24 protein-coding genes and 1 riboswitch are annotated in these 25,920 nt (G+C 65.6%); of the genes, 14 read left to right on the top strand and 10 right to left on the bottom strand.

The window, feature by feature from the left end:
- Window positions 1-27 precede the first annotated feature (27 nt).
- Together JOF46_RS21055 and JOF46_RS21050 are read right to left on the bottom strand one after the other, a co-directional pair.
- Complete coding sequence (locus JOF46_RS21055) at window positions 28-1,098, bottom strand: Gfo/Idh/MocA family protein (protein ID WP_209911104.1); 1,071 nt, start codon at window positions 1,096-1,098, stop codon at window positions 28-30.
- A gap of 111 nt (window positions 1,099-1,209) precedes the next feature.
- Window positions 1,210-2,391, bottom strand: coding sequence for a Gfo/Idh/MocA family protein (locus JOF46_RS21050; RefSeq protein WP_209911102.1), 1,182 nt, complete (start codon window positions 2,389-2,391; stop codon window positions 1,210-1,212).
- Window positions 2,392-2,529: 138 nt separating this feature from the next.
- Here JOF46_RS21050 and JOF46_RS21045 point away from each other — a divergent pair, with 138 nt between their 5' ends.
- From JOF46_RS21045 to JOF46_RS21010, 8 genes are all read left to right on the top strand, one after another.
- Complete coding sequence (locus JOF46_RS21045) at window positions 2,530-3,555, top strand: LacI family DNA-binding transcriptional regulator (protein ID WP_209911099.1); 1,026 nt, start codon at window positions 2,530-2,532, stop codon at window positions 3,553-3,555.
- A gap of 242 nt (window positions 3,556-3,797) precedes the next feature.
- Window positions 3,798-4,793, top strand: a complete 996-nt coding sequence (locus tag JOF46_RS21040; protein ID WP_209911096.1) for a substrate-binding domain-containing protein — start codon at window positions 3,798-3,800, stop codon at window positions 4,791-4,793.
- A 340-nt stretch (window positions 4,794-5,133) separates the two neighbouring features.
- Window positions 5,134-6,129 (top strand): sugar ABC transporter substrate-binding protein, encoded by a 996-nt coding sequence (locus JOF46_RS21035; protein WP_209911093.1) that lies wholly within the window; start codon window positions 5,134-5,136, stop codon window positions 6,127-6,129.
- Between the two features lie 72 nt (window positions 6,130-6,201).
- Complete coding sequence (locus tag JOF46_RS21030; protein ID WP_209911091.1) at window positions 6,202-7,257, top strand: ABC transporter permease; 1,056 nt, start codon at window positions 6,202-6,204, stop codon at window positions 7,255-7,257.
- 28 nt (window positions 7,258-7,285) lie between these two features.
- Entirely contained in the window at window positions 7,286-8,227 is a 942-nt protein-coding gene (locus tag JOF46_RS21025) for an ATP-binding cassette domain-containing protein (RefSeq protein WP_209911088.1), read from the top strand.
- A 118-nt stretch (window positions 8,228-8,345) separates the two neighbouring features.
- Complete coding sequence (locus tag JOF46_RS21020) at window positions 8,346-9,401, top strand: Gfo/Idh/MocA family protein (protein WP_209911086.1); 1,056 nt, start codon at window positions 8,346-8,348, stop codon at window positions 9,399-9,401.
- A complete protein-coding gene (locus tag JOF46_RS21015; protein WP_209911084.1) occupies window positions 9,398-10,432 on the top strand; it encodes a Gfo/Idh/MocA family oxidoreductase in 1,035 nt (344 codons plus the stop codon). Before JOF46_RS21020 ends, JOF46_RS21015 begins: the two co-directional genes overlap by 4 nt.
- A 57-nt stretch (window positions 10,433-10,489) precedes the next feature.
- Window positions 10,490-11,362: a sugar phosphate isomerase/epimerase family protein gene (locus JOF46_RS21010; protein ID WP_209911081.1), complete on the top strand. Its 873-nt coding sequence runs from the start codon at window positions 10,490-10,492 to the stop codon at window positions 11,360-11,362.
- Window positions 11,363-11,482: 120 nt separating this feature from the next.
- Here JOF46_RS21010 and JOF46_RS21005 read toward each other — a convergent pair whose 3' ends face one another.
- The 5 genes from JOF46_RS21005 to JOF46_RS20985 all read right to left on the bottom strand — a co-directional run bounded on the left by JOF46_RS21005 (window position 11,483) and on the right by JOF46_RS20985 (window position 17,050).
- Window positions 11,483-12,892 carry a DUF222 domain-containing protein gene (locus JOF46_RS21005; RefSeq protein ID WP_209911078.1) on the bottom strand — a complete coding sequence of 470 codons (1,410 nt, stop codon included), beginning with the start codon at window positions 12,890-12,892 and terminating at the stop codon, window positions 11,483-11,485.
- 196 nt (window positions 12,893-13,088) lie between these two features.
- On the bottom strand, window positions 13,089-14,192 hold the full coding sequence (locus JOF46_RS21000) for a VIT1/CCC1 transporter family protein (protein WP_209911076.1): 1,104 nt from the start codon (window positions 14,190-14,192) through the stop codon (window positions 13,089-13,091).
- Window positions 14,193-14,433: 241 nt separating this feature from the next.
- Window positions 14,434-14,706: a hypothetical protein gene (locus JOF46_RS20995; protein WP_209911073.1), complete on the bottom strand. Its 273-nt coding sequence runs from the start codon at window positions 14,704-14,706 to the stop codon at window positions 14,434-14,436.
- 20 nt (window positions 14,707-14,726) lie between these two features.
- A riboswitch (SAM riboswitch) is annotated at window positions 14,727-14,838 on the bottom strand.
- Window positions 14,839-14,850: 12 nt separating this feature from the next.
- On the bottom strand, window positions 14,851-15,429 hold the full coding sequence (locus tag JOF46_RS20990; RefSeq protein WP_209911070.1) for a DinB family protein: 579 nt from the start codon (window positions 15,427-15,429) through the stop codon (window positions 14,851-14,853).
- 94 nt (window positions 15,430-15,523) lie between these two features.
- Window positions 15,524-17,050 (bottom strand): sodium:solute symporter family protein, encoded by a 1,527-nt coding sequence (locus JOF46_RS20985; RefSeq protein ID WP_209911066.1) that lies wholly within the window; start codon window positions 17,048-17,050, stop codon window positions 15,524-15,526.
- Window positions 17,051-17,213: 163 nt separating this feature from the next.
- On the opposite strand from JOF46_RS20985, the gene JOF46_RS20980 reads away from it, so the two are divergent.
- A complete protein-coding gene (locus JOF46_RS20980; RefSeq protein WP_113762740.1) occupies window positions 17,214-17,789 on the top strand; it encodes a helix-turn-helix domain-containing protein in 576 nt (191 codons plus the stop codon).
- On the opposite strand, the gene JOF46_RS20975 is transcribed toward JOF46_RS20980, so the two are convergent.
- On the bottom strand, window positions 17,786-18,427 hold the full coding sequence (locus tag JOF46_RS20975) for a VanZ family protein (RefSeq protein ID WP_209911064.1): 642 nt from the start codon (window positions 18,425-18,427) through the stop codon (window positions 17,786-17,788). The genes JOF46_RS20980 and JOF46_RS20975 overlap by 4 nt on opposite strands.
- Window positions 18,428-18,484: 57 nt before the next feature.
- Window positions 18,485-20,296 (bottom strand): APC family permease, encoded by a 1,812-nt coding sequence (locus JOF46_RS20970; RefSeq protein ID WP_209912103.1) that lies wholly within the window; start codon window positions 20,294-20,296, stop codon window positions 18,485-18,487.
- 427 nt (window positions 20,297-20,723) lie between these two features.
- On the opposite strand from JOF46_RS20970, the gene JOF46_RS20965 reads away from it, so the two are divergent.
- From JOF46_RS20965 to JOF46_RS20945, 5 genes are all read left to right on the top strand, one after another.
- Window positions 20,724-21,068, top strand: a complete 345-nt coding sequence (locus tag JOF46_RS20965) for a hypothetical protein (protein WP_245348215.1) — start codon at window positions 20,724-20,726, stop codon at window positions 21,066-21,068.
- Between the two features lie 58 nt (window positions 21,069-21,126).
- The gene (locus JOF46_RS20960) at window positions 21,127-21,591 is read left to right on the top strand and encodes a hypothetical protein (RefSeq protein ID WP_209911058.1); all 465 of its coding nucleotides are present in this window, start codon (window positions 21,127-21,129) and stop codon (window positions 21,589-21,591) included.
- Window positions 21,575-21,880, top strand: coding sequence for a transcriptional regulator (locus JOF46_RS20955; RefSeq protein WP_209911054.1), 306 nt, complete (start codon window positions 21,575-21,577; stop codon window positions 21,878-21,880). The genes JOF46_RS20960 and JOF46_RS20955 overlap by 17 nt, the downstream gene beginning before the upstream one ends.
- Window positions 21,881-22,012: 132 nt before the next feature.
- A complete protein-coding gene (gene speB, locus JOF46_RS20950) occupies window positions 22,013-23,005 on the top strand; it encodes an agmatinase (RefSeq protein WP_209911052.1) in 993 nt (330 codons plus the stop codon).
- Window positions 23,002-24,660 (top strand): thiamine pyrophosphate-binding protein, encoded by a 1,659-nt coding sequence (locus tag JOF46_RS20945; protein WP_209911049.1) that lies wholly within the window; start codon window positions 23,002-23,004, stop codon window positions 24,658-24,660. Before speB ends, JOF46_RS20945 begins: the two co-directional genes overlap by 4 nt.
- Window positions 24,661-24,779: 119 nt before the next feature.
- Here JOF46_RS20945 and JOF46_RS20940 read toward each other — a convergent pair whose 3' ends face one another.
- Window positions 24,780-25,613 (bottom strand): formate/nitrite transporter family protein, encoded by an 834-nt coding sequence (locus JOF46_RS20940; protein ID WP_209911047.1) that lies wholly within the window; start codon window positions 25,611-25,613, stop codon window positions 24,780-24,782.
- Window positions 25,614-25,920 lie beyond the last annotated feature (307 nt).

Raw genomic sequence — 25,920 nt, 5'->3', positions numbered from 1 at the left:
GGTTCCCCGTCGGTTCAGGTCAGTGGGTCAGCACTGCAGGCATGGTTGGGTTTCCGCCTTGGGAACGGGGACCTCGGTTCCGCCCAGGGTGGCGCTGAGCCGGGCGGCATCCAAAACCCGCAGGCAGGCAACGGCCTCGCAGGCGCACACCGGCAAGGGTGTCCGGTGGCGCACGGATTCGACCAGCAACTCGTAGTAGGCGTGGTACCTTCCCTGGGCCGAGGCAACCGCCGTCGTTCGGCCGCCGGTAACCAGCGTGGCTTCGACCGGGTCGAAGCCCCAGGTGCCGGGGTTGTCCGCGGGGCGTTGTCCTTCCAGCAGGGCCTCGGCCTGGATGTCGTTGCCCCGGAGCGTGAGCAGGCCGTCCTCGCCTTGGACCCGGAGCAGGCGTTGCCCCTGATCCGCCAGCTTGTTCGCGGACAGCCAGCTGGTGACGCCGCTGGCATGGTCCAGGCGAATGGTGAATGCCGAGTCGTTGACTCCCCACGAGGTGGGCGTCCACGTCATGCCGGCCGCGACGTTGTCGACCGGGCCGAAGAGCCACAGCGCCTGATCCACCAAGTGGCTCCCCAGATCCAGCAGGGCTCCTCCGCTGGAGGCCGATTCGACGGATCGTGGTTCGTTTTGGTCGAACACCGATTCCAGGCTCTGCACCTGACCGAGCCGGCCCTCGGCAAGCACCGCGCCCAGCGTTGCGATGTTGGTGTCCCAGCGACGGTTTTGGTAGACGCCAAGGCGTGCCCCGGAAGCCTCGGCGCATGCGGCCAACTCCCTTGCTTGGCCGGCATCCATGGCAAAGGGCTTGTCCAGGATCACCACTGCGCACGAGCCCAAGGCCTCCCTGACCAGCTTTTCCCGCCCGGGGGCGGGCACCGAGAGCACCAGGACATCGATGCCCGATGCCACCAGGGATTCAAGGGAGTCGTGGGCGCGGACCCCGGGGTGCTCGATCGCCAGGTCTGCTCGCCGTGCGGCCGAGGTTGTCACGACACCTGCCAGCACGGCGCCGGCGGCGGCTTCGATGACGGCGGCGTGGAAGTATCTTCCTCCCCAGCCGTAGCCAACCAGTCCAATGCGGACATCGGGTTCTTCGCTCATTTCCGGTGGCACTTCCCCTTCGGTGTTTGCAGTGGCCCTGGCGCCTGTCATGTGTTGGTTCGCGGCGGCGGGCCGGGTCCTGCGCCCGCCGCCGCGGGGACCGGGGCCGTTCTAGATGGTGACGAGCTTTCCGTTGGCCTGCGCCGAAGCGGCGACCGCGGCCAGGACCTCCATGTTCCGCACGCCCTCTTCGAAAGTGGCGCAGCGCGGCAGCGACTCCGCCTCGGACACTCCGGCAACCTCTTCGAGGAAGGCGCGCGCCTGGTAGGCGAAGGCCTCGTTCTGGCCGAATCCAACACTGGGGGCATCCATGGGCAGGCCGCCGGCCAGGTAGGGGTGCTCCGGGCCGAGGATGACCTGGCGGTAGCCGTTTTGTGCGCTGGCACCCTCGTTGAGGAAGAGCTCGATTTCCGCGGGCCGGCGCTGGTCGAACCGGGCCGACCCATTGGCGCAGAACACCTCGAAGATCAGGGAGTTGGCGTGGCCCGCGGCGACGCGGGAGACCTCGAAGCCGCCGGAGCCGCCGTTGGCGAATTCCGCGGAGAAGGCGGCGTAATCGTCGTTTTCCACCGGTTCGAACGTGTCGCTGACCGGGGTATGGTCGTGGCCCATGACGGCGCCCAGGGGCAGGGGGCGTTCCTTGATGACGGTGCTCAGCCGTCCGCCGCTGACGGCGGTGATGTCGCCGCAGAGGAACTCGGAGACATATGCCAGGTGGCTTCCCACGTCGGCCAGGGCGCCCGAACCGGCCCCGCCCTTGTAGCGCCAGCTCATGGGTGCTGCGGCATCGAATCCGTAATCGGTCCAGTAGCGGCCGCTGAAGTGCAGGACGTCGCCCAGCACGCCGGTGCGGATCAGGTCGCGGATGTAGGCGATGCCGGGGGTGCGGCGGAACGTAAATCCGACGCGTGCGATCCCGCTGGCCTTGGAGGCGAGCTCGGCCATGGCGCGGGCGTCCTCCATGGTGTCGCTCAGCGGCTTTTCACACAGCACATGCTTGCCGGCCGCCAGCAGTCCCTCGACGGCCTGGCGGTGCAGGGAGTTGGCGATGACGACGCTGACAACATCGATGTCGTCGGCCTCGGCAATGGCCTGCCAACTGCTGTCCGTGCGTTCGTAGCCAAATCGGCGCGCGGCCAGCGAGCCGAATTCCGGGTTCATGTCCCCGATGGACACGAGCCTGATGGGCGGCAGGACGGGGGAGTAGAGCGTGGAGGCGCTGCGGAAGGCGGCGGCGTGGGCCTTGCCGGCCATGCCTGCGCCGATGACGGCAACCCTGATTTCATTCGACATTGGGTGTCTCCTTGGAAACTAAAAAGCGGGGGATGGTGGTGACATTTGCTGATGATGCCCTAGACTGTTGGAGCGCTCCATATGAACGTTACGGTTGTCCATATGTCCTGTCAATCTTTTTCCCCGAAGGGTTTGAAAATGACCGAAACCGCCGCATCTGCCCGACCCCGGGAAGCACAGCGTCCCACCATCTACGACGTTGCCAAGCGGGCAGGGGTGTCCAAGTCGCTGGTGTCCCTGGTGCTGCGCGGCTCGCCCAACGTCTCGGCGGAACGGCGCGCGGCCGTGGAGTCGGCGATTGCCGAACTGAACTATCGGCCCAGCCGGGCTGCCGCGGCGCTGGCTGGAAGCCGCACCGGTACCATCGGGGTCATCATCGACGACTACCGGAACCTGTGGTTTGTCGACTTCCTGCATGGCGTGCAGGAAGTGCTGGCCGAACGTGGCATCCGGGTGGCGGTGTCCGACAGGTCGTTCAACGCCCATGTGGATGCCTCGCCGCTGGAGGGGTTTTTGGCCATGCGGGTCGACGGCATCGTCGTTGCCTCCGAACCGAGCCCCGAGATGGGCGATGGGATCGCAGTGCCCTCCGTCCTGGCCGGAAACCGGCTCCGACGGATTCCCGGGGCGGACATCGTCACCAGTGACGACAGGCGTGGCGGCAAGCTGGCGGCTGACCACCTGCTGGGCCTGGGGCACCGGAAAATCGGCCACGTGACGGGCGGCGGCGGTTCGGCCCGCGAGCGCGCTGCGGGATTCGTCCATGCTCTTCACGAAGCCGGGGTTGAACCCGTGGTGCTGGGTGACGCAGGAACTTCTGAGCAGGACGGGTTTCACTTCACCAAGATGCTGCTTCAGGCCAATCCCGAGACCACTGCCGTCTTTGCTGCCAACGATTCGATGGCCATGGGCACGGCCGCGGCCATCAGGGACCTGGGGCTGCGGGTTCCGGAGGACATATCCCTTCTCGGTTACGACAATTCCCCGCTGGCATCCTCCAACCTGTTGCGGCTTACGACGGTGGATGCCCTGAACCTTGAAGTCGGGCGGCAGGCCGCTTTGGCATTGTTGGCGCGCTTCGACGGAGCGGAGCAGGAAGCGGCCACAAGCCTGGTGGAACCCCGGCTCGTGGTGCGCGGATCGACGGCGAGGGCGGCCGACTAAGGGCCGCGCCCGCCGCGCTCAAGACACGCCAATCATTGAGTAAATGAATGGCGAAACTTTGGTGTGCCTTTTTATTTAGTTAAAATATTTGTCCTGACAATCTATTGACTTCTCGAAATTAACAAATCATGCTCGATTGTGAACGAACGAGCGGCCGACCCAAGGCCCAGCCGCGAACACATGCCAGTTCCCATGGCAATCGCAATCTCAATCAATTCACTTTCATTTCGAGGAGCATTCCCATGTCCAGAAAATTTTCCTGGCGCACGGCTTCGGCCGCGCTCTTGCTGATTCCCGCGCTTGGCCTCACCGCCTGTTCCAGCCAGGGCGGGCGTGCCCCCGAGCCGGACGCCTCGGCCCAGGGTGCCGTCGCCGACACCCCGCGCCTCAAGGTTGCGATGATCACCCACGCTCCGGCCGGGGACACCTTCTGGGACATTGTCCGCAAGGGTGCGGAGGCCGCAGCGGCCAAGGACAATATCGATCTGCAGTACCTCAGTGACCCCGAGGGCGGGAACCAGGCCCAGCTCATCGAGCAGGCCGTGGACCAGGGAGTTGACGGCATTGCCGTGACCCTGGCCAAGCCGGACGCCGTGGCCGGCGCCCTGGCCAAGGCGAAGGCGGCGGGCATTCCCATCACCAGCCTCAACGGCGGCGAGGATCGCTACAAGGAGCTGGGTGCCTTCGCGAATTTCGGATCCAACGAACGTGCCGCCGGAGAAGCTGTGGGGCAAAAGCTTCTCGATGAGAACTACAAGAAGCCGATCTGCGTCATCCAGGTCCAGGGGCACGTGGGACTCGAGGCGCGCTGCGCCGGGGTGAAATCCAAGATCCCCGCCACCGAGGTTCTCTACGTCCAGGGCACCGACATGACCCAGGTGCAGTCGACGACGACCGCAAAGCTGCAAACGTCGAAAGACGTGGACGTCATCATCGGGCTGGGTGCACCCATCAGCCTGACGCTGCTGAAATCCGTTGCCGAGGCCAATAGTTCGGCCAAGGTCGCATCCTTTGACATGAATGCCGAAATGGCCCAGAAGATCGTGGACGGCGAAATCATCTTCACTGTCGACCAGCAGCCGTGGCTCCAGGGGTATGAGTCGATCGATGCGATTTGGCTCGATTCCGTGGGTGGCTTCGCCCTTGGTGGAGGGCAGCCGGTGCCGACCGGCCCGAGCATTGTGGACAAGGACAACGCCAAGGCCGTGCTGAAGTTCGCCGAGGAAGGCCTCCGCTAGCGGAAGGCGGTGACGGGTGGGGAGGTTCCTCGTCTTGGTTCCTCCCCATCCCTTGCCATGGCGGTCCGGGGCGCCCCGCCGCGAGAATTCCTGGACGTTTCGGGATCTTATTGGTGTTGCGGCCGGCGCTGAGCGGCCTTGCGGGTGCGTAACAATCGACGCCAAGTAAGGGCTGATGTAAATATGTCCTGACAATGTCTTGACATGTGTGACTGTAGTCACGATGATCAATGGAAAGGGAGCAGCTGGTTGGCGCCAATGACGCCTCCGACACTCGGCTGGAATCCCTGGGCCGTCTTGGAGCAACGAGGCGAGCCCACGACTCAAGGAGATTCTTGTAATGTCAAAGTTTTCCTGGCGCAAGGTAGCAGCGGCAGCGCTGATTGTTCCGGCCCTCGGCTTGGCAGCATGTTCTAGTGACGGCGGCCGGGCACCTGAAGCGGCCAATGACGGCGCCACCGGTGCCGTTGTCACAACACCAAAGATCAATGTCGCACTGATCACCCACGCTGCACCCGGTGACACCTTCTGGGACACCGTGCGCAAGGGCGCCGAGGAAGCGGCCGCGAAGGACAATGTCGACCTGCAGTATCTTTCAGACCCGGACGGAGGACGCCAGGCCCAGCTCATCGAACAAGCTGTCGACCAGAAGGTTGACGGCATTGCCGTGACGCTGGCCAAGCCCGATGCCCTGGCTTCGGCGTTGAAAAAGGCCCGCGACGCGGGTATTCCAGTGGTCAGCCTGAACGCAGGCGAGGACCGGTCCAAGGAACTCGGCGCCTTCACGCACTTCGGCTCCAATGAGAAGCTCGCCGGCGAAGCGGTCGGCGAGAAACTGGCCGCCGACGGATTCAAGCACCCCGTTTGCGTCATTCAGGAACAAGGCCACGTCGGCCTTGAGAATCGTTGTGCAGGCGTGAAGGAAAAGGTCCCCGGATCGGAAATCCTCTACGTGCAAGGCACCGACATGACCCAGGTCCAGTCCACCGTCACGGCCAAGCTGCAAGCCAGCAAGGACGTCGATGTCGTCATCGGGCTCGGCGCACCGTTCACCTTGACCATCCTGAAATCGGTGGCCGGAGCCAATTCCGATGCCAAGGTTGCTTCCTTTGACCTGAACCCCGAACTGGCCCAGCAAATCGTCGACGGAAACGTCATTTTCACTGTTGACCAGCAGCCGTGGCTGCAGGGATACGGCGCAGTTGATGCGCTATGGCAGAACACCCGCGGCGGTTTCGAGATCGGTGGCGGCCAGCCGGTACTGACCGGCCCGGCCATCATTTCCAAGGAGAACGCCGCAGCGGTCCTCGAATTCGCCGAACAGGGCATCCGCTAACAGTCAAAGACCCACGTGGCGGCGGTGGATGAAACCACCGCCGCCACGGACCAACGGAAAGTAATTCACATCATGACGAACACACTCCTCACCCCGCCCACCGCCCCCAAGGTGGCCGATGAGCGGGTGGCGTCCAAGGGCGCCATCTCAACGCTGTTGGGTCGGCCCGAATTCGGTGCCCTCGTCGGCGCGGTTGCCATGTTCGCGTTCTTCGCGTTCGTGGCACCCGTATTCCTGCAGCCTTCATCCTTCGCCACGGTGCTGTACGGGTCCTCGACCATCGGAATCATGGCGGTGGGCGTCTCGCTGCTGATGATCGGTGGAGAATTCGACCTTTCCACCGGTGTCGCGGTGATTTCCTCGGCACTGAGTGCTTCCCTCTTTTCTTGGTACTTCGGAACCAACGTGTGGGTGGGTGTGGTGCTCGCGCTCGTCGTCTCGCTGGCCGTCGGATTCATCAACGGCTGGATCTTGATCAAGACCAACCTTCCTTCCTTCATCGTCACGCTGGCCACATTCCTGATGCTGACCGGCCTGAACCTGGGACTGACCCGACTGATCGGCGGCTCGGTATCCACACCCTCGATCGCAGACATGGATGGCTTCGAATCGGCCCGCTCCGTCTTCGCCTCGTCGGTGAACATCGCCGGGGTCGACGTGAAGATCACGGTTTTCATCTGGATCGTCCTGGTGGCAGTGGCCTCCTGGATCCTGCTGCGAACCCGTGTTGGCAACTGGATCTTCGCCGTGGGCGGCGACGCAAATGCCGCGCGCGCAGTGGGCGTACCGGTAATCCGCACCAAGATCGGACTGTTCATGGGGGTGGGCTTCTGTGCCTGGATCCTGGGCATGCACAACCTCTTCGCCTTCGCCACGGTCCAGTCCGGTGAGGGCATCGGCAACGAATTCCTCTACATCATCGCCGCCGTCATCGGCGGCTGCCTGCTCACCGGCGGCTACGGCTCGGCAGTGGGCGGGGCCATCGGCGCCTTCATCTTCGGCATGGCCAACAAGGGCATCGTCTACGCCGAATGGAACCCGGACTGGTTCAAGTTCTTCCTGGGCCTGATGCTGCTGCTGGCCACGATCGTGAACCTGATCGTGAAGAAACGTGCCGAGACCAAGTAGCAGCGCAAGGAACCAAGGAGCCAATCCCATGACGAACACCAATAATCCCCCAGCCACCGAACGCATCGACCAAGCGACGCTGCTGCAGGAACAGACCGACCCGCTCACCCATACCCCGGTGCACCTGCTTGAGCTCAAGGACGTCGGCAAGCACTACGGCAACATCATCGCCCTGACCGGCGTCACCATGGCCGTGGACACCGGACGCGTGACCTGCGTGTTGGGTGACAACGGGGCCGGCAAATCGACCTTGATCAAGATCATTGCGGGTCTCCACCAGCACACCACCGGCACCTTGGAGATCATGGGTGCCGAACGCAAGCTCAACTCCCCTCGAGAGGCCCTGGACTCCGGCATTGCCGCCGTCTACCAGGACCTCGCGGTCGTGTCCCTGATGCCGATCTGGCGCAACTTCTTCCTCGGCTCCGAACTCACCAAGGGCGTGGGTCCGTTCAAGAGCCTCGACGTGGAGAAGATGAAGAAGATCACCAAGGACGAGCTCGCCGCCATGGGCATCGACCTGCGGGACGTGGAGCAGCCCATCGGGCAACTCTCCGGCGGTGAACGACAGTGCGTCGCCATCGCCCGCGCCGTTCACTTCGGTGCCAAGGTGCTGATCCTTGACGAACCCACCGCGGCGTTGGGCGTCAAGCAGTCCGGCGTGGTGCTGCGCTACATCCTGCAGGCGCGCGACCGCGGCCTGGGCGTCATCTTCATCACCCACAACCCGCACCATGCCTTCCCTGTCGGGGACCGCTTCCTGCTGCTCAAGCGCGGCAAGTCGATCGGCTACTACGACAAGAAGGACATCACCATCGACGAATTGACCAGCCAAATGGCAGGCGGCGCGGAACTGGCCGAACTCGCCCATGAGCTCGAGCAGTCCGGCGGCCACGCCGACGTGCTTGCCGAGGTCAAGGCCGAGGTGGCAGATGCCCTGGACGCCCCTGCCGCCGGGCGCCACTCCTAGCCTCCGAGTCCGGTGGCGCCCACCGGTTTCGGCACCCGGAACGCGTGCCGAAACCGGGTGCGACCAGCTGATTCCCCAATTCCCGACACCGGCAACGCCAGAAAGCGCAGGAGCGCCCATGAGCGGATTCCCCGCTGCACTTCCCGAGTCCCGGGTCCCCGATTCGCAAGATGCACCAGTGCTGAACTGGGGAATTGCCGGCCCCGGTTGGATCGCCGAACGATTCGTCGAGTCAGTCAAGGCGCATTCCGCGCAGAACATCACGGCCGTCGGCTCCCGGTCGGCCTCGCGTGCGGCAGATTTTGCGGCCAAGCACTCGATACCCGCCGGCCACGGAAGCTACAAGGAACTGGCACAGGATCCAAACGTCGACATCGTCTACGTGGCGACCCCGCACCCGCAACACTTCGATGCGGCCATGACGGCAATAGAGGCAGGAAAGCACGTGCTGGTGGAAAAGCCCATGGGCATCACCGGTGAACAGGTGCGGATCATGGCCGAGGCCGCACGGGTGCGGAACGTCTTTGCCGCCGAGGCCCTGTGGACGTTCTTCCTGCCGAAGTTCGACGTGGTCACCCAGTTGCTGGAGGGCGGAGCGCTGGGAGACATCGTCTCGGTTTTCGCCGAATACGGAGAGCACTTCGAGGCGGGACACCGGATCTTCGACCCGGCCCTGGCCGGCGGTCCGCTCATGGACCTGGGCACCTACCCGTTGGCCTTCGCCACCAGGGTGCTCGGCGCCGCGGAATCGGTGGCCGCCATCGGAACACCCCATCCTTCGGGCGTGAACGGCCAACTGTCCATGGCCTTGGGGTTCGCCGACGGGGCCCAGGGAATCGTGAACACCAACCTGTACAACTTCACCCCGACCGAGGCCGTGATCGTGGGCACCGAAGCGACCCTGCGCATCGACGGCCCCTTCAATATGCCCGGCGGCTTTACCCTGCGTCATAAAGACGGACGTGAACTGCGCTTTGAGGAGGATCCCGGGGCACACTTCGAGGGGTTGCACTTTGAAGCGGCGGCGGCGGCCAGAAGCATTGCCGCTGGACTCACCGAGGCACCGCAACGCCCGCTGGAACACACACTGAGGACCCTTGAACTGGCCGACGAAATCCGACGCCAGACCGGCATGGAATTCCCGGACACCACCACACGAAAGCAAACACCATGAAGACCTTGAACATCGGACTCATCGGAGTCGGCCGCATCGGCACCATGCACGCAAACAACCTCAATTCGCTGCGCCCGCAGCTGGTCGAACGTGGCCTGGACGTGAACCTGTGGATCACCGACGTTGCCGCCGACTACGCGCGCACCGTGGCCGAGGGCCTGGGCGCCAGCTTCTTCGACTCCGTCCAATCGATGATCGATTCGGGAGTGGACGCGCTGCTCATTGCCACGGGGACCATGACGCACCCGGACTTGATCCGGGCCGGCATCGCCGCGAACCTGCCGGTCTTCTGCGAAAAGCCGGTGGCCGGCGACGTGGAGGCCGCCCTGCCGCTGCTGGAGGAAATCGCAGCCGCCAACGGCCGGGTGCAGATCGGCCACCAGCGCCGCTTTGACGCGGGCTACCTGGACGCCAAGCGCCGCCTGGATGCCGGGGATATCGGGTGGATCCACTCGATGCGTGCCATCACCGGGGACATGTTCCCTCCTTCCCTTGAGTTCATTGCCTCTTCCGGCGGGCTCTTCCGCGACTGCTCGGTCCATGACTTCGATATCCTGCGGTGGCTCACCGGCAAGGAAATCGTCGAGGTCTACGCCAAGGGCTCGAACAACGGGGACCCGGGGATCGGAGCCGCCGGGGATGTGGACACCGCGCTGGCCGTGCTGACCTTTGAGGACGGGACGGTGGCCACCGCGATAGCCACCCGCTACAACGGGGCGGGCCACGACGTGCGCCTGGAGATCCAGGGGTCCAAGGACACCGTGGTGGTGGGCCTTGACGAGAAATCCGCCCTGCACTCGGCCGAGGAAGGCATCACCTTCCCCTCCGGCACCGCACACCAGACATTCATCGAGCGCTTCGACGGCGCCTACCGCGCCGAACTGGTGGCCTTCATCGAGTACGTCCTGGGGGAACGGGAAAACCCCTGCTCGCCATGGGACGCCGTGGCCGCATCTCGCGTTGCCGACGCTGCCCAGGAATCCCTGCTCACCGGGGTGCCGGTCTCCATTGCTCCGGTTCCTGCCGTCTAGGCTCCGCCCGCCCAACACCAATTACCACTCAACCGCCCGTTCTAAGGACTTCCATCCATGAGCACCACCATCGCCAACCAGCTCGCAGCCGCCCCGATTTCCTGGGGCGTATGCGAGGCCGCCGACTGGGGAGTGCAGCTAAGCCCAGAACAGGTCCTGGGGGACATGCGGGAACTTGGCATCAAGGCCACCGAATTCGGGCCGCTGGGCTTCCTGCCGACCGAACCCTCCGCCCGCGCCGCGCACCTCGAGGGGTACGGCATGAAAGCCGTGGGAGGCTTCCTGCCGGTTGTGCTCCACGACCAGGCCGTTGATCCGTTGCCGCTGGTCGAGGCTGAGTTGAAGGCGTTCTCCGTCGCAGGGGCATCGGTGCTGGTGCTGGCCGCCGACGCCGGGACCGGCGACTACGAGGCCCACCACGAAATGGACGAAAGCCAGTGGGAGGTGTTCGGGCGCAACCTCCAGGCAGTGGTGGACCTGGCCGCGGAAGCCGGGATCCTTGCCGTGTTGCACCCCCATGTGGGCACCATGGTCGAATCCGCAGCCAGCGTGCAACGCCTGCTGGAAACCACCGCGGCGCAGATCTGCCTGGACACCGGCCACTTGCTGGTCGGAGGCACCAACCCGCTGGACTTGGTGCGCCTGCACGCCTCGCGCGTGGGCATCGCCCACCTCAAGGACGTGCGCTCCGAGATTGCCGCCAAGGTGGCAAGCGGCGAGCTGGGATTCGTGCAGGCCGTCAAGAACGGCATGTTTGTTCCGTTGGGCCAGGGCGACTGCGAGATCGGACAGATTGTCGGCCTGCTCAAGGAAGCCGGATACAAGGGCTGGTATGTCATGGAACAGGATGCTGTGCTCGAATCGGCCTTTGACGGCGCCGCTGCCAAGACCGATGTCCGCGCGTCAATCGACTTCCTGCTGGGGTTGTAGGACGCCCGCCGACTGGTTGACGGTCTCCTGCACCCCCTGGGCGCATGGGTGTGCCGGGGATGCGTGGATGCATCCCCGGTGGTGCAAGGGTGTGGGTTTCCCGCGCGTTGCGGCGGGCGGCTATTTCCGCTGGGGTGGCCGGTTCATGCCGGTGCCGGGCCGCAGTGGCGGAGCCGTGGAGATATAGCTGTGGCCGCTGGGGGTGGTGATCTTGAAGGAGTGCCGGCCCTGACCGGACAGCGGTTCCTCGTGCCAGCCGGGCGCTTCCTTGGTCCGGTTGCACGTCTTGCATCGACCCGAGGCATTGTTCTCGGTGGTCTTGCCGTTGCGGCGCACCTGCACGATGTGGTCGAGTTCCTGGATGCGGCCGTTGCAATGCGGGGTGCGGCAGCGTTGGTCGCGGAGGCTGATGAAGCGCTTGAGGTTTCCGGCAAAGCGTCGGGCCGCGGAGTCCATGGCGACAAGCTTGCCGGTTTCCGGGGCGGCGTAGAGGCGCCGGTACCAGGTGTTCAGCGGGTGCTCGGGGTCGCCAGCCACCAGCGAGCGTGCCCTGGCGGCGCTGATGTAGCCGTGGCCCGGGATCAGTGCCGGCTCGTCGCTGTCCCCGGTAAGGCTCTCCGGCTCCATGATCAGGAACAGCGCCACGGGCCTGGAGCCGGTGGCCTTGGTGTCGGTAAGCGCTTCGAAGACGGTGTCAGCCGCGACCTGGGCATTGGTGCGCTCGTCCCCGGGCTCCCGGGGACGTTCCATTTCGCGGTTGAGCACCTGCAGGATGGGGATGCCCTGGTCCAGCGGAAATTCGCCGACGATCCGCACGGTGTTTTCATTCAGCTGGTAGCCGCTGGCATACCGCTTGTCGGCAGCGTCTTCTTCCTTCTTTTCGGCCGTTTCCGGTTCCAGGATGAGGGCCCAGTATTCGACCAAGTCACGCAGCGTCGCAATCCCTTCCACGAAGCAGGTGTGGGTGTCCTCCCACAGCAGGGAATCGAGCATTCTGCGGTTTTCGATCTTGAGGTTCCGGGTGCCGCTGATGACCACGTGTACCTGGTCCCAGGTCAAGATGCCCTGGCGAAGCCCCTGGTGGCAGCGGGGCAGGTCTTCGGCAAGGAGCCGGAAGTCGTTGGTGCGATTGGTCCCGCCCGTCGGGGACAGGTGCAGGGCCAGGGCAACGTCCCCGCTGGAGCCCCAGGCGGGGTTCTTCTCCCTGATCCCGGCGCGCTTCCGATCGGCAACCAGGCAGTCTTGGTAGGCGACACTGTGGTCGGCCTGCTTCGCCGTGGCGGCGCATTTCAAGGTCTCCAGGGCGCCAACTGCGGCCACCGCGTCATGGGTGCCGGTCAGCACCGGGGCCGCGTTCACGGCGGCGGCCAGGGACAGGATCCCCTCGGTGCCGGTGTGGGCCAGATGCTCGGCAACCAGTGCATCCATATCCGCACCGTCGGCCAGCAACGTTTCGTAGCCCAGGTCCTTCCCGGCTCCACCTGTGGCGGTGCCGGCTGAAGGGATGCCGCTCGATGACGTCGTTGCCATGTCTCCATTGTAGAACCGGGAATCGGGAAATGGAACAGTTTCTCAAGGAATTTAGAAAATATATTCGAGTCCTGTTGTGGACGATTTCTCCTCCGTACAAATGCCCCTTCGCTGGGCAACCGGGAGGAAAGGGCGCCGCCAGATCCCCGACCTTGGGGGATGGCAGCGCCCTGACATGGATTTTGCGGGGAAACCGCTAGGCCACGGATCCACCGAAGAGCAGCCCCAGGGCGTAGGTGACGCCCGCGGCGCCCAGGCCGATGGCCAGCTGGCGCAGCCCGCGCTTGGTCGGGGAAGCACCGGAGAGCAGGCCGACCACGCCCCCGGTGAGCAGCAGGGCGATGCCCACCAACAGCGCGGAGAGCATGATGGCAGGGGTTCCGCCCATGCCGAAGATGAACGGCAGGATCGGGATCACCGCGCCGGAGGCAAAGAAGCAGAACGACGAGGAGGCAGCTCCCATGGCCGAGCCGATTTCCTCGTGTTCCTGCGCCTCGGCGATGTCGGCCAGTTCGGGCTGAAGCGACAGCGAGGGGTTGCAGTCGCAGGAGTAGATGCCCATGCGTTCGGCGGCACGGTGGGCCGCGTCCTCGTCGCTCATGCCTCGGGCCTTGTAGACCAGCACCAGCTCGTTGGCGTCCAAATCCAGGTCCGGGGCGGCGGCCAGGGTCACCTGGGTGGGCTTGGACGCGGAGAGCAGCTCGCGCTGCGAGCGCACCGAGACGTACTCGCCGGCGGCCATCGACAGGGCGCCGGCGAGCAGTCCGGCAATGCCGGAAAAGAGCACCATCGAGGTGGCCACCCCGGTCGCGCCGATGCCCATGACCAGGGCGAGGTTCGAGACCAGGCCGTCGTTGGCGCCAAAGACCGCGGCGCGGAAGTTGCCCGAAAGCTGGTTGCGGCCCCGGGTGGCCAGGCCGCGCACGACCTCCTCGTGGACCAATTCGTCGGCGGCCATCTGGCGGCTGGCGTCGGTGTCCCCGGCATAGGGGGAGTTGCCCTCGGCGCGCTGGGCCAGGGCCAGCACGAAGACCGAGCCGAAGTGCCGGGCCAGGAAGCGGAGCATGGTGCGGCGGATCGAGGGGCTCATGGCCTTGCCGGCATGTTCGCCCAGCAGCGTGCGCCAGTGTTCCTCGTGGCGGGTTTCGGCCTCGGCCAGTCCCAGGAGGACCGCGCGTTCCTCGCCTTGGCGCTTGTTGGCCAGTTCGCGGTAGACCGCGCCCTCGGCGACTTCGTCGGCCAGGTACTTGCGCCAGCGTTTGATCTGGGCTGGGGTGGGGGTCGGCGCTTGCGGCGTCATGCTCTCATCCTCGTGTGGGCGTTCACGGCCTCGGGAGGCCATGCGATGGGGAGGCCCAGCGGGATTGTTTCTTGGGTGCGTTGGACCTCGGGCCACCAGTGTGTGGACCGAAGGTCTCGTTCGCCCGGACCAGGCGTTGCCGCCTCTGGCCCTGGGTGGATTGCCGGGTTACGACGTTGTAACCAGTATGTCGACGCACCGCTGTCCCGCCGCTGCCGGCGGGTCTGGGAACTACTCCCCTTCAACCCACGAGTGTAGCGTTCGGAAGGGTCCGGGAGAATTCGCTGAGGCTAAAAATCCGGGTCTGGCCAGTGGCGCAACCGGCCTTCGGGATGCGCACCACCAGTGCCCGGGCGTCGGGGTTCCAGCGCGGGGAGGCGACCGCGTTGGCCAGGTCCGCGGCGAGGGCTTCGGCCTCCGCGACGTGGAAGCGCAGCCAGGTGCCGTGGATGCGAAGTTCGAGGACCGAGCGGTGCACATCGAGCAGGGGCAGGACGGGGATGGAAGGTGCCATGGCGGGACGGGACGGCCTTTCGCTAGCTCTTGCCGGGGCCAAATGGACCGCGGCCGCTTCTTCATCCGAACCACCCATGAACCTGGGGTTGGTGCGCGTCTTAGTCGGAGCTTGCCGACGCGTCTCGTGAAGCTGGGTCCCACATTACCGCGATTCGGAGGCGCGCAGGATCTTTTCGTGTAGTTCGTTCCACGCAATGTCGTCATACGGCGGCATGTTGTCGTTGTCCCGGCGCATCCCGGTGGACCCGTCGATGAGCTCGCGCAGGATGTCGGCGTGCCCCGCATGGCGCGCGGTTTCCACGTTCATGTGCAGCATCAGCCGCCCGAGGGTGGTGTGGCGCCGTTCCCCGGGCCACCACGGAACGGTTGCCGGGGCGTCCAGGGACAGCGCGGCGATGTTGCGGTTCGCAGCCTCGATGGCCCGCCGGTAGAAGGCCAGGACCTCGGCGCACGGGACATCGGCCGAAACCCACATGTCCGCGCTGTCATCCGCATCGGCCTCCAGCGCCGCGTAGTGCTCGTCCGCGATGCTGAAGCCGAGGCATTGGACGAAGTATCCGTACTCCACGAACCCGAGGTGCTGGATCAGGCCCAGGATGCTGGTGCCCGTGGGCACCATGGGCCGTGTCAGCTCCTTGTCGCCGAGCCCCTCGGCCTTCCAGAGCATGGCTTGGCGGGAGTTGTTCAGGTACGTCGCCAGGTGGTCCTTGAAATCGTCCATGGGCCCAGCCTAGGAGCGCGGGGGCCGGTTGGGAATGGCCCCCTCCGGCGCGGTGCGCCAGAGGGGGCCATCGGTGGTGCGGTGCCGAAGGGACCTAGCGTCCGGAAACCTCGGAGAGGTCCACGCCCTCGGTGTCGCCCTGCCCGGCGACCCGCGCGTTCCAGTTGGTGATGACGGAGGGCTCGGTGGGCCGGGTCAGCAGCGAGACCACCACGTAGACCAGTGCCGAGGCGACAAGGCCGAAGTAGATCGGCTCGTTGGCGTAGATGCCGTCGAAGCGGTTCTCCGCCTGGATCTCCAGGGTGATCATGGTGCCCAGCGTGACGATGGTTCCGGCGGCCATGGAGGCGGCGGCGCCCAACCCGTTGCCGCGCTTCCAGATGAGCCCGCCGATGATGGCCACCAGCAGGCCGCCGACCAGGATGTCGTAGGCGATGGTCAGGGCCGCGACCACGTCGGAGACCATGATGGCCAGCACGATGGCGACCACGCCCAGCAGCAACACCCAGATGCGGTTGGCGCGCACGTCGTGCTCCGGGTTCTCGTTGGTGTTCACGTGCATCTGCTTGCCGAACCAGCTGGCCACGAACGGGGTGACGTCGGTGCGGGCAACGGTGGCCGCGGCAATCAGCGCGCCCGAGGCGGTGGACATCATCGCGGCGACGGCCGCGGCCAGCACCAGTCCGCCGATCGCGACGGGCAAAAGCTGGGTGGCAACCTCGGCGTAGACGACGTCCTTGCCGAGGTTGGCCACGTCGATCTCCGGAAGGGCGACGCGGGCGGCCAAGCCGATGACCGCGCCCGCTGCGCCGTAGAGCACGCAGTAGATGCCGGCGGTGGTGCCGCCCCAGCGGGCCACGGTCGGGGTCTTGGCGGTGAAGACGCGCTGCCAGATGTCCTGGCCGATGAGCAGGCCCAGGGTGTAGACCACGAAGTAGGTGATGATGGTCTGGACGCCGATGCCGTCCCAGGTGAAGAACTCGGCGCCGACGCGCTCACGGATCCCGGACATGCCGCCGGCTGCGTTCAATGCGAAGGGAAGCATCAGGAAGAAGATGCCCACGGTCTTGATGACGAACTGCACCTGGTCGGCCAGGGTGATCGACCACATGCCGCCGATGGTGGAGTAGATGACCACGATGACCCCGCCAATGGCGATGGCCATCCAGCGTTCCCAGCCGAAGAGGACCACGAAGATCGTCGCGTAGGCGCTGGTGGAGGTGGCGCAGAGCATCAGCGTGTAGGCGAGCATGACGACGCCCGAGGTGTTGGTTGCCGACTTGCTGCCGTAGCGCAGGGTGAGCATCTGCGAGACCGTGAAGATCTTCAGTCGCTGCAGCGTCGGCGCGAAGAGCAGCGAGAGCAGGATGACTCCGGTGCCGATCGCCACGACCAGCCACATGCCGGAGACGCCGAACTTGTAGCCAAGTCCCACGCCGCCCACGGTGGACGCGCCGCCCAAAACGACCGCGGCCATGGTCCCGGTGTAGAGGAAAGGTCCCAACCGGCGGCCGGCGACGAGGTAGTCGCTGCTGTTCTTGGTGCGCGATTTGCCCCACCAGCCGAAGATGAGCATGGCCGCCAGGTAGACGGCGACGATGGTGCCATTGATGAATTCCATGAAGGGGGTGCCTTTGCTTCGGGAGCGGGGCCAACAACCATCAGGTGATGCCTGTTAGTAAACATTTGTTGTCTCATAGGCTAATGTGAGATGCCTTACACGTCAATTGCCCTAAGCTGGACAGACCAAATATTTCTTTGAGCACCCCTGGAGAACCTTGCCCATGAAAGCCCTGCCCGTCGAACCCAGCAGTGCCGCGTTGGCCATCGGTTCGCGGATCCGTGCGGCCCGGCACGCCCAGCGACTGACCATCGACCAGGTTGCCGACTCCACGGGCTTGACCAAGGGCTTCCTTTCCCGGGTGGAACGCGACCTGACCAGCCCCTCGGTTGCCTCGCTGGTGACCCTGTGCCAGGTGCTCTCGATGGAGGTCGGCGAGTTGTTCACGGCTCCGGACACCCACGTGGTGCGCCTCGCCGAGGCCCCCCGGATCTCGCTGGGAGGCGAGGGCATCGTCGAGCAATTGGTGACGGCCCGCTCCGAGCGGCGCCTGCAGGTCATTCGCGCGGTCATCGCCCCGCACGGCGAGGGCGAAAAGGAGCTCTACGCGGTGGATTGCGAGGTCGAGGTGCTCCACGTGCTCTCCGGGCGCTTCGTCCTGATCTTCGCCAACGAACGCTTCGACCTGGATGCGGGGGACACCGTGACCTTCCCGGGCAGGGAGCCGCACAGCTGGCTCAACCCCACGGGCGAGGAAGCCGTGGTGACCTGGACCCTGGTGCCGGCCGCTTCGCGCTAGGACAAGTTGCCAAGCCCCATGGGCGCGGCACGCGGGAAGGCCCGATCAATTCCCCTGGTGTGGTCCCCGGCCGGCGGGAAGGATGCCCCCGCGACATCCCGCGGTGGCGCATAGCGCAGCGGGGAAGCAACGAAGATCCCGGCCAAAAGCAGTGCGAACACTGTCCCGATCGAGCAGACCCGAGTCATGATCAGGGAGGTCCTGGCCCGCAACCGGCGGTGCGCCAGGGCGAGCATGCCGATCCCGGCCGGGCCCCCGGCGGTGTTGACGACGAGGTCGGTGGCACCCGAGCTCCCCAGGGACATGACGTACTGGGCGATTTCCAGGGCAAGGCTCGCTCCGGCCGCCACGCCCGCGGCTTTCCACCACCGCAGGGACGGCGCAAACAGCCCAAGGTACAGGCCGAAGGGGACAAAAAGCACGAAGTTCGCGACGACCTCGAAGGGTGGGCTGGCGCCGAACCCGGAACCGGCGGCGAACGGGACCAACTTGACCTGGCGCAACGCGCCGGCGCCGATGTAGGGGACCTCGAGCTTCCACAGCACTAGCCAGGCGAGCAGGACCAGGTAGATCGCGGACAGCCCGACCAGCAGGACGCGCCCGCGCTCTCGGGACGGCATTTTTTCCGAAACAGGCATGCAAGACTCCACGACGAACGACAGCAACCATGCAATCCCAGGGCGTACTTCCGGGCGCTAGCCCACGTGCACCCAGGGCCGCCGGGCGATCGACGGCTCGGCCTCGCGCAGCACCTCGCGGGTCAGCGGCGCGATCTCGCCTTGGCCCAGGAACAGGAAGCGCAGCAGGTTGCGCACCGGGTTCCCCTCGGTCCAGCGGAAGTAGATGTGCGGCATCACTCCTGTCACATCGCGGATTTCCAGGCAGATCGCGGCAATCGCGGTGGGGATCGAGGGGGCCTCTGCCTGCAGGATCTTGTAGCCGTGCCGGGTGATCCCGCAAACCTTGATGTCTTGGGCGAAGTCCGAGAAGTCGGAGACCTTGATCTCGATGAAGAGCACCCGGGCCTCCTCGGGCAGGTGGCTGGCCATCTTGGCGTGGGCAAGCTTGTGCCTGTAGCGGGCGGCCGAGAGGCGCACCGGTTCGTGGGCGATGATCCGCACCATCGAATCCTCGGTGGAGGTCTTGACGATCTCCAGGGCCGCTGCATCCAGGGTCACCGAAGTCGCCCGCAGTTCCGTGGAGCGGCGGAAGCGGGAAATCAGCGAGACGGCGATGATGCCGGCGATGAAGAACGCCGCGATCCGGATGCCGTCGGGGCGCTCGACGACGTTGGCCGCGGTGGTGTAGACGAAGATGACCGACACGATGCCGAACCCGATGGCCCGCCACCGCTGGCCCTGGCGCTTGGCGGAGATGGTCACGGCCACCGCGGCGGAGGCCATGAGCACCAGCACGCCGGTCGCGTAGGCGGCACCCTGGGCATCGACGCTGGCCTCGAAGGCGATGGTGATGACCACGGCGATGCCGATGAGCACCAGCACCAGCGGGCGGATGGCCCGGGCCCACTCGGGCGCCATGCCAAAGCGCGGCAGGTACCGGGGGATCAGGTTGAGCATGCCGGCCAGGGCCGAGGCCCCGGCGAACCACAGGATCAGGATGGTGGACAGGTCGTAGATGCTGCCGAACCCGTCGCCGAGCATCGCGTGGGCCAGGAACGAGAGGGCCCGGCCGTTGGCGTCGCCCCCGGGCTGGAACTCCGGGGCGGGAATCAGCAAGGTGGTGACCACCGAGGAGAACACCAGGAACACGCTCATGGTCAGTGCGGCGGTGAGCAGCAGCTTCCGGGCCCCGGCAATGCGACCGCGCGGGTTCTCCTCGGTGTCCCCGGGGGTGTGCCTGATCTGCGGCATCACGGCCACGCCGGTTTCGAAGCCCGACAGGCCCAGCGCCAGCTTGGGGAACACGATCAGCGAGATCGCGATCATCATCCACGGGCTTGAATGGGTGGCCGTGAGGTTCAGCCACCAGTGGTCCACGGGCGCCGGGTCGGCGACAAGGGAGGCCACGGCCACCGCGATCACCACGACGTTCAGCAGCAGGTAGGTGGCCACCAGCCCTACGGCCAGCCAAATGACCTCGTGGAAGCCGCGCAGGAACAAGGCCCCGAGCAGCAGGATCAGCACGAGCGTGATGATGATTTGCTGCCCGTTGAACCAATCGGGAGTGAAGGGGTTCTCGATGATGTGTGCCGAGGCGTCGGCCGAGGAAAGCGTGATGGTGATCATGAAGTCGGTTGCGGCGAAGCCCAGCAGCACCAGCACGAACAGCTTGCCCTTCCAGTGCGGCAGCAGGCGTTCGAGCATCGAGATGGACCCCTGCCCGTGCGGGGATTCGTTGGCCACGCGGCGGTACACCGGAAGCGCTGCACCCAGGGTGACCGCCACGAGCATGAGGGTGGCCAGCGGGGCCAGGGCGCCGGCGGCTAGGGCAGCGATGGCCGGCTGGTAGCCCAGGGTCGAGAAGTAGTCCAGGCCCGAAAGGCACATGACCTGCCACCAGCGGTGTCCGGCCGGCTTGGCGGCAACCTCATGGGGGTGTTCCTGGCCGATGTCGGTGTCCTTGAGCCATGCTGCAATGTGCTTCGTCCCGCCCGCTCGGCGCGGGGGCTGGGCGGGGTATTTGGGGCCCGTTGTTTTCTTCACGAGTGTGAACCCTACTCCTGGTTGCGCATCACTGGATATACCTTGGGACAAGTGCTTTTAGTGACATAGCTGACAGGGTCTACTTTGACATTTAGCTGGCGAAAAGCAACCATTTTGTAGCGGGATACGCAAGGAAGTCGTTTCCTGGTTCGCGCCCGCTCGTTTAAGGACATTGCTTGTGAGTTCCCTGCCCGAAGATTCCGCTGCGGTTCCTTGGCGACCCAAGCGGCTCTGGGCACCTTGGTGGCTGGCCATGTTGGTGGGCGGGGCAATGGGCGTTACCTTGACGTTGTTGCGCGCCTACAGGGAGTTCGTGATTCCCGGGGCCATCGCCCTGGCCCTGATCATTGTCTTCATCACCGTGGCCACGATCATGCGCAGGCAATATCATCCCGAGGCCCTCGAGCCGCCGGTGTCCCTTTCGTACCTGTTGTGGATGGTCTTGCTGGTTTTCCTCGTGGGACCCGTCCAGGTGATGCTCCTGCCGGCAAACCCGCAAGAGATCATCATCAAGGCACTGGCCTTGTCCGCGGGCATTTCCATTTGCATCTACGGGGCCGACCGCGCCCTGTTTGCCTCATTCGCAAGACCGCGGAAGCCCAAACCGGCATCCTGACCTTTGACTTTCCGTGATGGAAAGACAAGACTTTCCGTAACGGAAAGTGGGGACGTGCATGTCCGACGAAAAAACCTGGCCCGCCGGCATCGACCCGCGCGAGGCGCTCGCCGAGGTCGACGGCGCCTCCGGTGCCATGGTGCACTCCACCGAGGCTCCCCGCGGATTCATGCTGGCCCTGGTGCTGGTCATGTCGACCGTCATGGCGCTGCTCGGAGTCGCTTCGTGGCCGATCCTCTTGGGTGTCGGGTCACTCGGTGCGCCCCTGCTTGCGTGGTACTTGCTCGCTATGCGCGCACGGCCCAAGCCGCGCCCCATCCTGAGCCATTCCGGGCCCTACATGTTGTACGCGTTCCTGCTCATGCTCGTCATGCAGGCCGGCCGGTTCTGGGTGCCAGGGTCGTGGTGGGAAGTTGCCGCCAAGTGGATCGTTGTGTTTGCCATCTGTTGGTACGCCATGTCCCGCATGCGCAATTCCGCGATCAGGAACCGACTCGAGGACGCCAGTGAGCGACCCATCTAATCCTGCCGCGTTTGACGAACTGATCCATGCACCGGTGCGCCTGCGCATCTGCGCTTCCCTGGCCCCGGTGCAGTGGGCCGAATTTGCCCAGCTGCGCGATGCGCTCGGTGTTGCAGACTCGGTGCTGAGCAAGCACCTCAAGGCGCTGGTTGATGCCCGCTATGCCCATGTCGAGCGCTTCGCCAAGGGCGGCCGGAGCCATGTCAGGGTCGCACTGACCGTGGAGGGTCGCAGGGCCTACGTGGGGCACGTGGCGGCGCTGCGGGCCATGCTCGAACAGGAGATGTAGCGCAAGGTTTCGCGCGGGAGCCTTGACTGTAAGCCGCGCCACAAATAGCATACAGGGCAACGGTTGTTTCATATTGAGCAACAAGACGTGGCCGGCGGTGGGTACTGCCGGAAACCCCTGAGGGAGAAGATCGTGGAAGAAATCCGCATTGAAGACAACGGAAACATCGGGCCCATCGATGCCTCCAAGATTCCGCGCTTCGCCGGACTGGGGACCTATGCCAGGCTCCCGCGCATCGACCAGGTGCCCTCCGCGGACATCAAGGTCGTCGGGGTGCCGTTTGACTCCGGGGTCTCCTACCGGCCCGGCGCGCGCTTCGGTTCCACCCACATCCGCGAGTCCTCGCGACTGATCCGCCCGTACAACCCGGCCCTGAATGTCTCGCCGTTCGCGCTGACCCAGGTCGCGGACGCCGGGGACATGGCGGTGAACCCGTTCAACATCAACGAAGCCATCGAGACCATCCAGCAAAATGCGCTGGATCTCACCGCGGACGGTTCCACCCTGGTGACCCTGGGCGGGGACCACACCATCGCCCTGCCGCTGCTGCGCGCCGCCGCCGAACGCGCGGGAAACCCCGTGGCCATGCTGCACTTCGACGCGCACCTGGACACCTGGGACACCTACTTCGGCGCCGAATACACCCACGGAACACCCTTCCGCCGCGCCGTGGAGGAGGGCATCCTCGACACCGAGGCCATCTCCCACGTGGGCACCCGCGGCCCGCTCTACGGCAAGAAGGACCTCGAGGACGACAAGCGCTTCGGCTTCGGCATCGTGACCAGCTCGGATGTCTACTACCAGGGCGTGCGCGAGATCGTGGACAAGCTCCGCGACCGCATCGGCAACCGCCCGCTGTACATCTCGGTGGATATCGACGTGCTGGACCCGGCCCACGCCCCGGGCACCGGAACCCCCGAAGCCGGCGGCATCACCAGCCGCGAACTGCTCGAAATCATCCGCGGGCTGCGCGGCATGAACATCGTCGGCGCGGACATCGTCGAGGTCGCCCCGGCCTACGACCACGCCGAAATGACCGGCGTCGCCGCCTCGCACGTCGCCTACGACCTGATCTCGCTGATCGCCGACAAGCGCGCCAACGACAAGAAAGCGGCCCAGGCATGAGCCCGGACGACATCGCCGAGGTGGGCACGCGCAACGGCGGGGACCTGGTCATCGAGACCCTCGAGGCGCTCGGCGCCCACACGGTCTTCGGCATCCCCGGCCAGCACGCCCTGGGCCTGTTCGACGCACTCTCGCGCTCGAAGCTGCATTTCGTCTCGTCCCGCGTGGAAAACAACTCCGCCTTTGCCGCCGACGGCTATGCCCGGGCCACCGGCGAGGTCGGGGTGCTCTTCCTGTCCACCGGCCCCGGTGCGCTGACCTCGCTGGCCGGGCTGCAGGAAGCCTATGCCACGAGTGTGCCGATGGTCGTGGTGGCCAGCCAGATCCCGCTGGACGGGCTCGGCGCCCGCCGCAAGGGCATGCTGCACCAGCTCGACGACCAAAAGGCCTCGGCCGCAAACGTCACCAAGTCCCAGCGCACCGTGCACCACGCCTCGGGCATCCCCTCGGCGATCCAGGACGCCTGGGCGGACGCCATCACCGTGCCGCAGGGACCGGTCTGGGTCGAGGTCCCGCAGGACGTCCTGCTGGCCGAGGTCTTTGTCCCGCCGGTGGTTGATGCACTGGCCGAGGCGTACGAGCACCCGCCGCGCGTGGAGCTCATCGACGAGGCGGTCCGCTGGCTGGCCAAGGCGGCCCGCCCGGTCATCGTGGCCGGCGGCGGGGTGCGCCGGGCCGGGGCACAGGATGCGCTGCTGGCGGTGGCCGAAACGCTGCGCGCGCCGGTGGTTTGTTCGCCCGGCGGCAACGGCGCCTTCCCCTGGAACCACCCGCTGTCCCTGCAGTCCTGGGTCGAGGACCGGCACGTCACCGAAATCCTCGAGGACGCGGATGTGCTGATCGTGGTGGGCTCCGCCCTGGGCGAGGTCACCAGCAACTACTTCACCCTGGAACCGCGCGGGCACCTGATCCAGATCGACGCCGAGCCGCGCGTGCTCGAATCCAACCGTCCCGCATTGGGCATCCGGGCCGACGCGAAGGCCGCGCTCGAATACCTGGGCGAGGCCCTGGGCAAGGTCGAGGGCGGGACCGAGGCCGACTGGCACGGGCAGGGGCCCGAAGGGGTCGTTGCCGACACCCTGGCCAAGGTCGTGGCACGCCTGGACTCGCAGGACCTGGCCAAGGAACGCACGTTCATGGCAGACATCCGTGCCGCTGTGCCCGATGACATGCAGACCTTCTGGGACATGACCATCTCCGCCTACTGGGGCTGGAGCTGCTGGGATGCGCGGGACGGGGAATTCCACTCCGCGCAGGGCGCCGGCGGCCTGGGCTTCGGCTTCCCCTCCGCCATCGGCGGGGCGCTGGGGTTGGGCGAGCGCGTGCTGGCGGTCTCCGGCGACGGTTCGGCCATGTACTCGATCGCCGAGCTGGCCACCGCGAAGCAGCACAACGCGCCGGTCACCTGGCTGATCGTCGATGACGGCGGCTACGGGATCCTGCGCGAGTACATGGAGGGCACCTTCGGGAAGGCCACGGCCACCGAGCTCGCCCGCCCGGACTTCGTGGCGCTGGCGCAGTCCTTCGGGATCCCGGCCCGACTGGTGGAGCCGGAGAACGTGCGCGAGGCGCTCGAGGAGTCATTCGCCGCGCAGGGACCCAACGTCGTGGTGGTGCAGACGCTGCTGAAGATGTTCGCGCCAACGCACCTCTAGCCGGCCGGAAGCCGGCCGTCTACAGGGACAAGGGGGCCCGGTTCATTCATGGAACCGGGTCGCTTGTCCCGTCTGCGGGCGTTTGCGCCGAGACGCCAGGGGGGCGGCTCGTGGCACCTTTACCGGGCGGCGTCCGGATCTTCCGGCGCATCCTCCCGGCGTTCGCGAATCAGGTCCTTGTTGCGCACCAACCGCAGAGTCGTGACCAGTAGCAGGCCGCCGACCATGTTGAACAGCACCGTGTAGCCAAACCAGCCCAGCCAATCCTCGTATCCGATGGGGACCCCTGCATGGATGGCCCCGAATATGAGTAGCGAATCCAGCACCGAGTGGAACAGCTGCAGTCCGACGAGGATGAAGCCATCGGCCATGGCCACCGCCATTTTCGCCACGTCGGAGTCGGTGCCTTGTTGCATTCGCGTCATCAGCGTGATGGTGCTGCCGGCAAGGATGGCCAGGCAGATCGACTGCCAGGTGAACCCGGCCTCCACGAAGTACCGGGCCGCGTCTTCCAGCTCGGGCCTCCATTGGGGAAAGGCCTTCACCACAATCCACATGAAGACCCATCCGCCGACGAGGTTCATCACCAGGGTTGAGCCCCACAGCTTGATCAGCTGGCCGACGCTGGCCTCCTTGGCGGCGACCGCGGCGATCGGCACCAGGAATCCCTCGGTGAACAACTCGCTCTTTGCCAGCAGCAGGGCAACCATGCCGATGCCGAAGGCCAACCCGGCCAACAGGTGGTTGTGTGTTTCGTGCATGACCGCGAGGTATGCCATCACGCCGACGCCGACTTCCAGTCCGCCGAAAGTCCCGGTGACCAGCATCGTCGTCCAGGAGCGGGCCAGGCGTTGGGCGCCGTCTTCGACGATTCGATCGAAGGACTCCTCGATTTCCTCTTCCACCGGGGCCGCGTTGTCGCCCAGCTGCCGCCGGCGTTTGTCACTTGTCATTGCTTCCAACCTCCCGCAGGGTCAAGCTATCGACGTTTCGGCCATGCCTTGGGGTAGCGGACGGTCGGGTTCAATGATGACATTGCATCCCGGCCATGGCCAGACCTATTTTTCCGACCTGCGGGAACCAGGCGTGCGGCGCGTGCGGTGTCTTCAGGTGCCTTGGAATCCCTCATCAGCTAGCGTGGGGACCGCCGGAGTCCTGGTTCGACGGCGCGTGCGCCGGCATTTCGGGGCCCGAACGTCGTGGTGCTGCAGGCGCTGCTGAAGATGTTCGCGCCGACGCACCTGTGGTTTGGGACCCCCC

Source organism: Paeniglutamicibacter psychrophenolicus (assembly GCF_017876575.1).
Taxonomy (GTDB): Bacteria; Actinomycetota; Actinomycetes; order Actinomycetales; family Micrococcaceae; genus Paeniglutamicibacter; species Paeniglutamicibacter psychrophenolicus.
The sequence above is the reverse complement of the archived record's forward strand: the minus strand, read 5'-3'. Positions and strand labels throughout refer to the sequence as shown.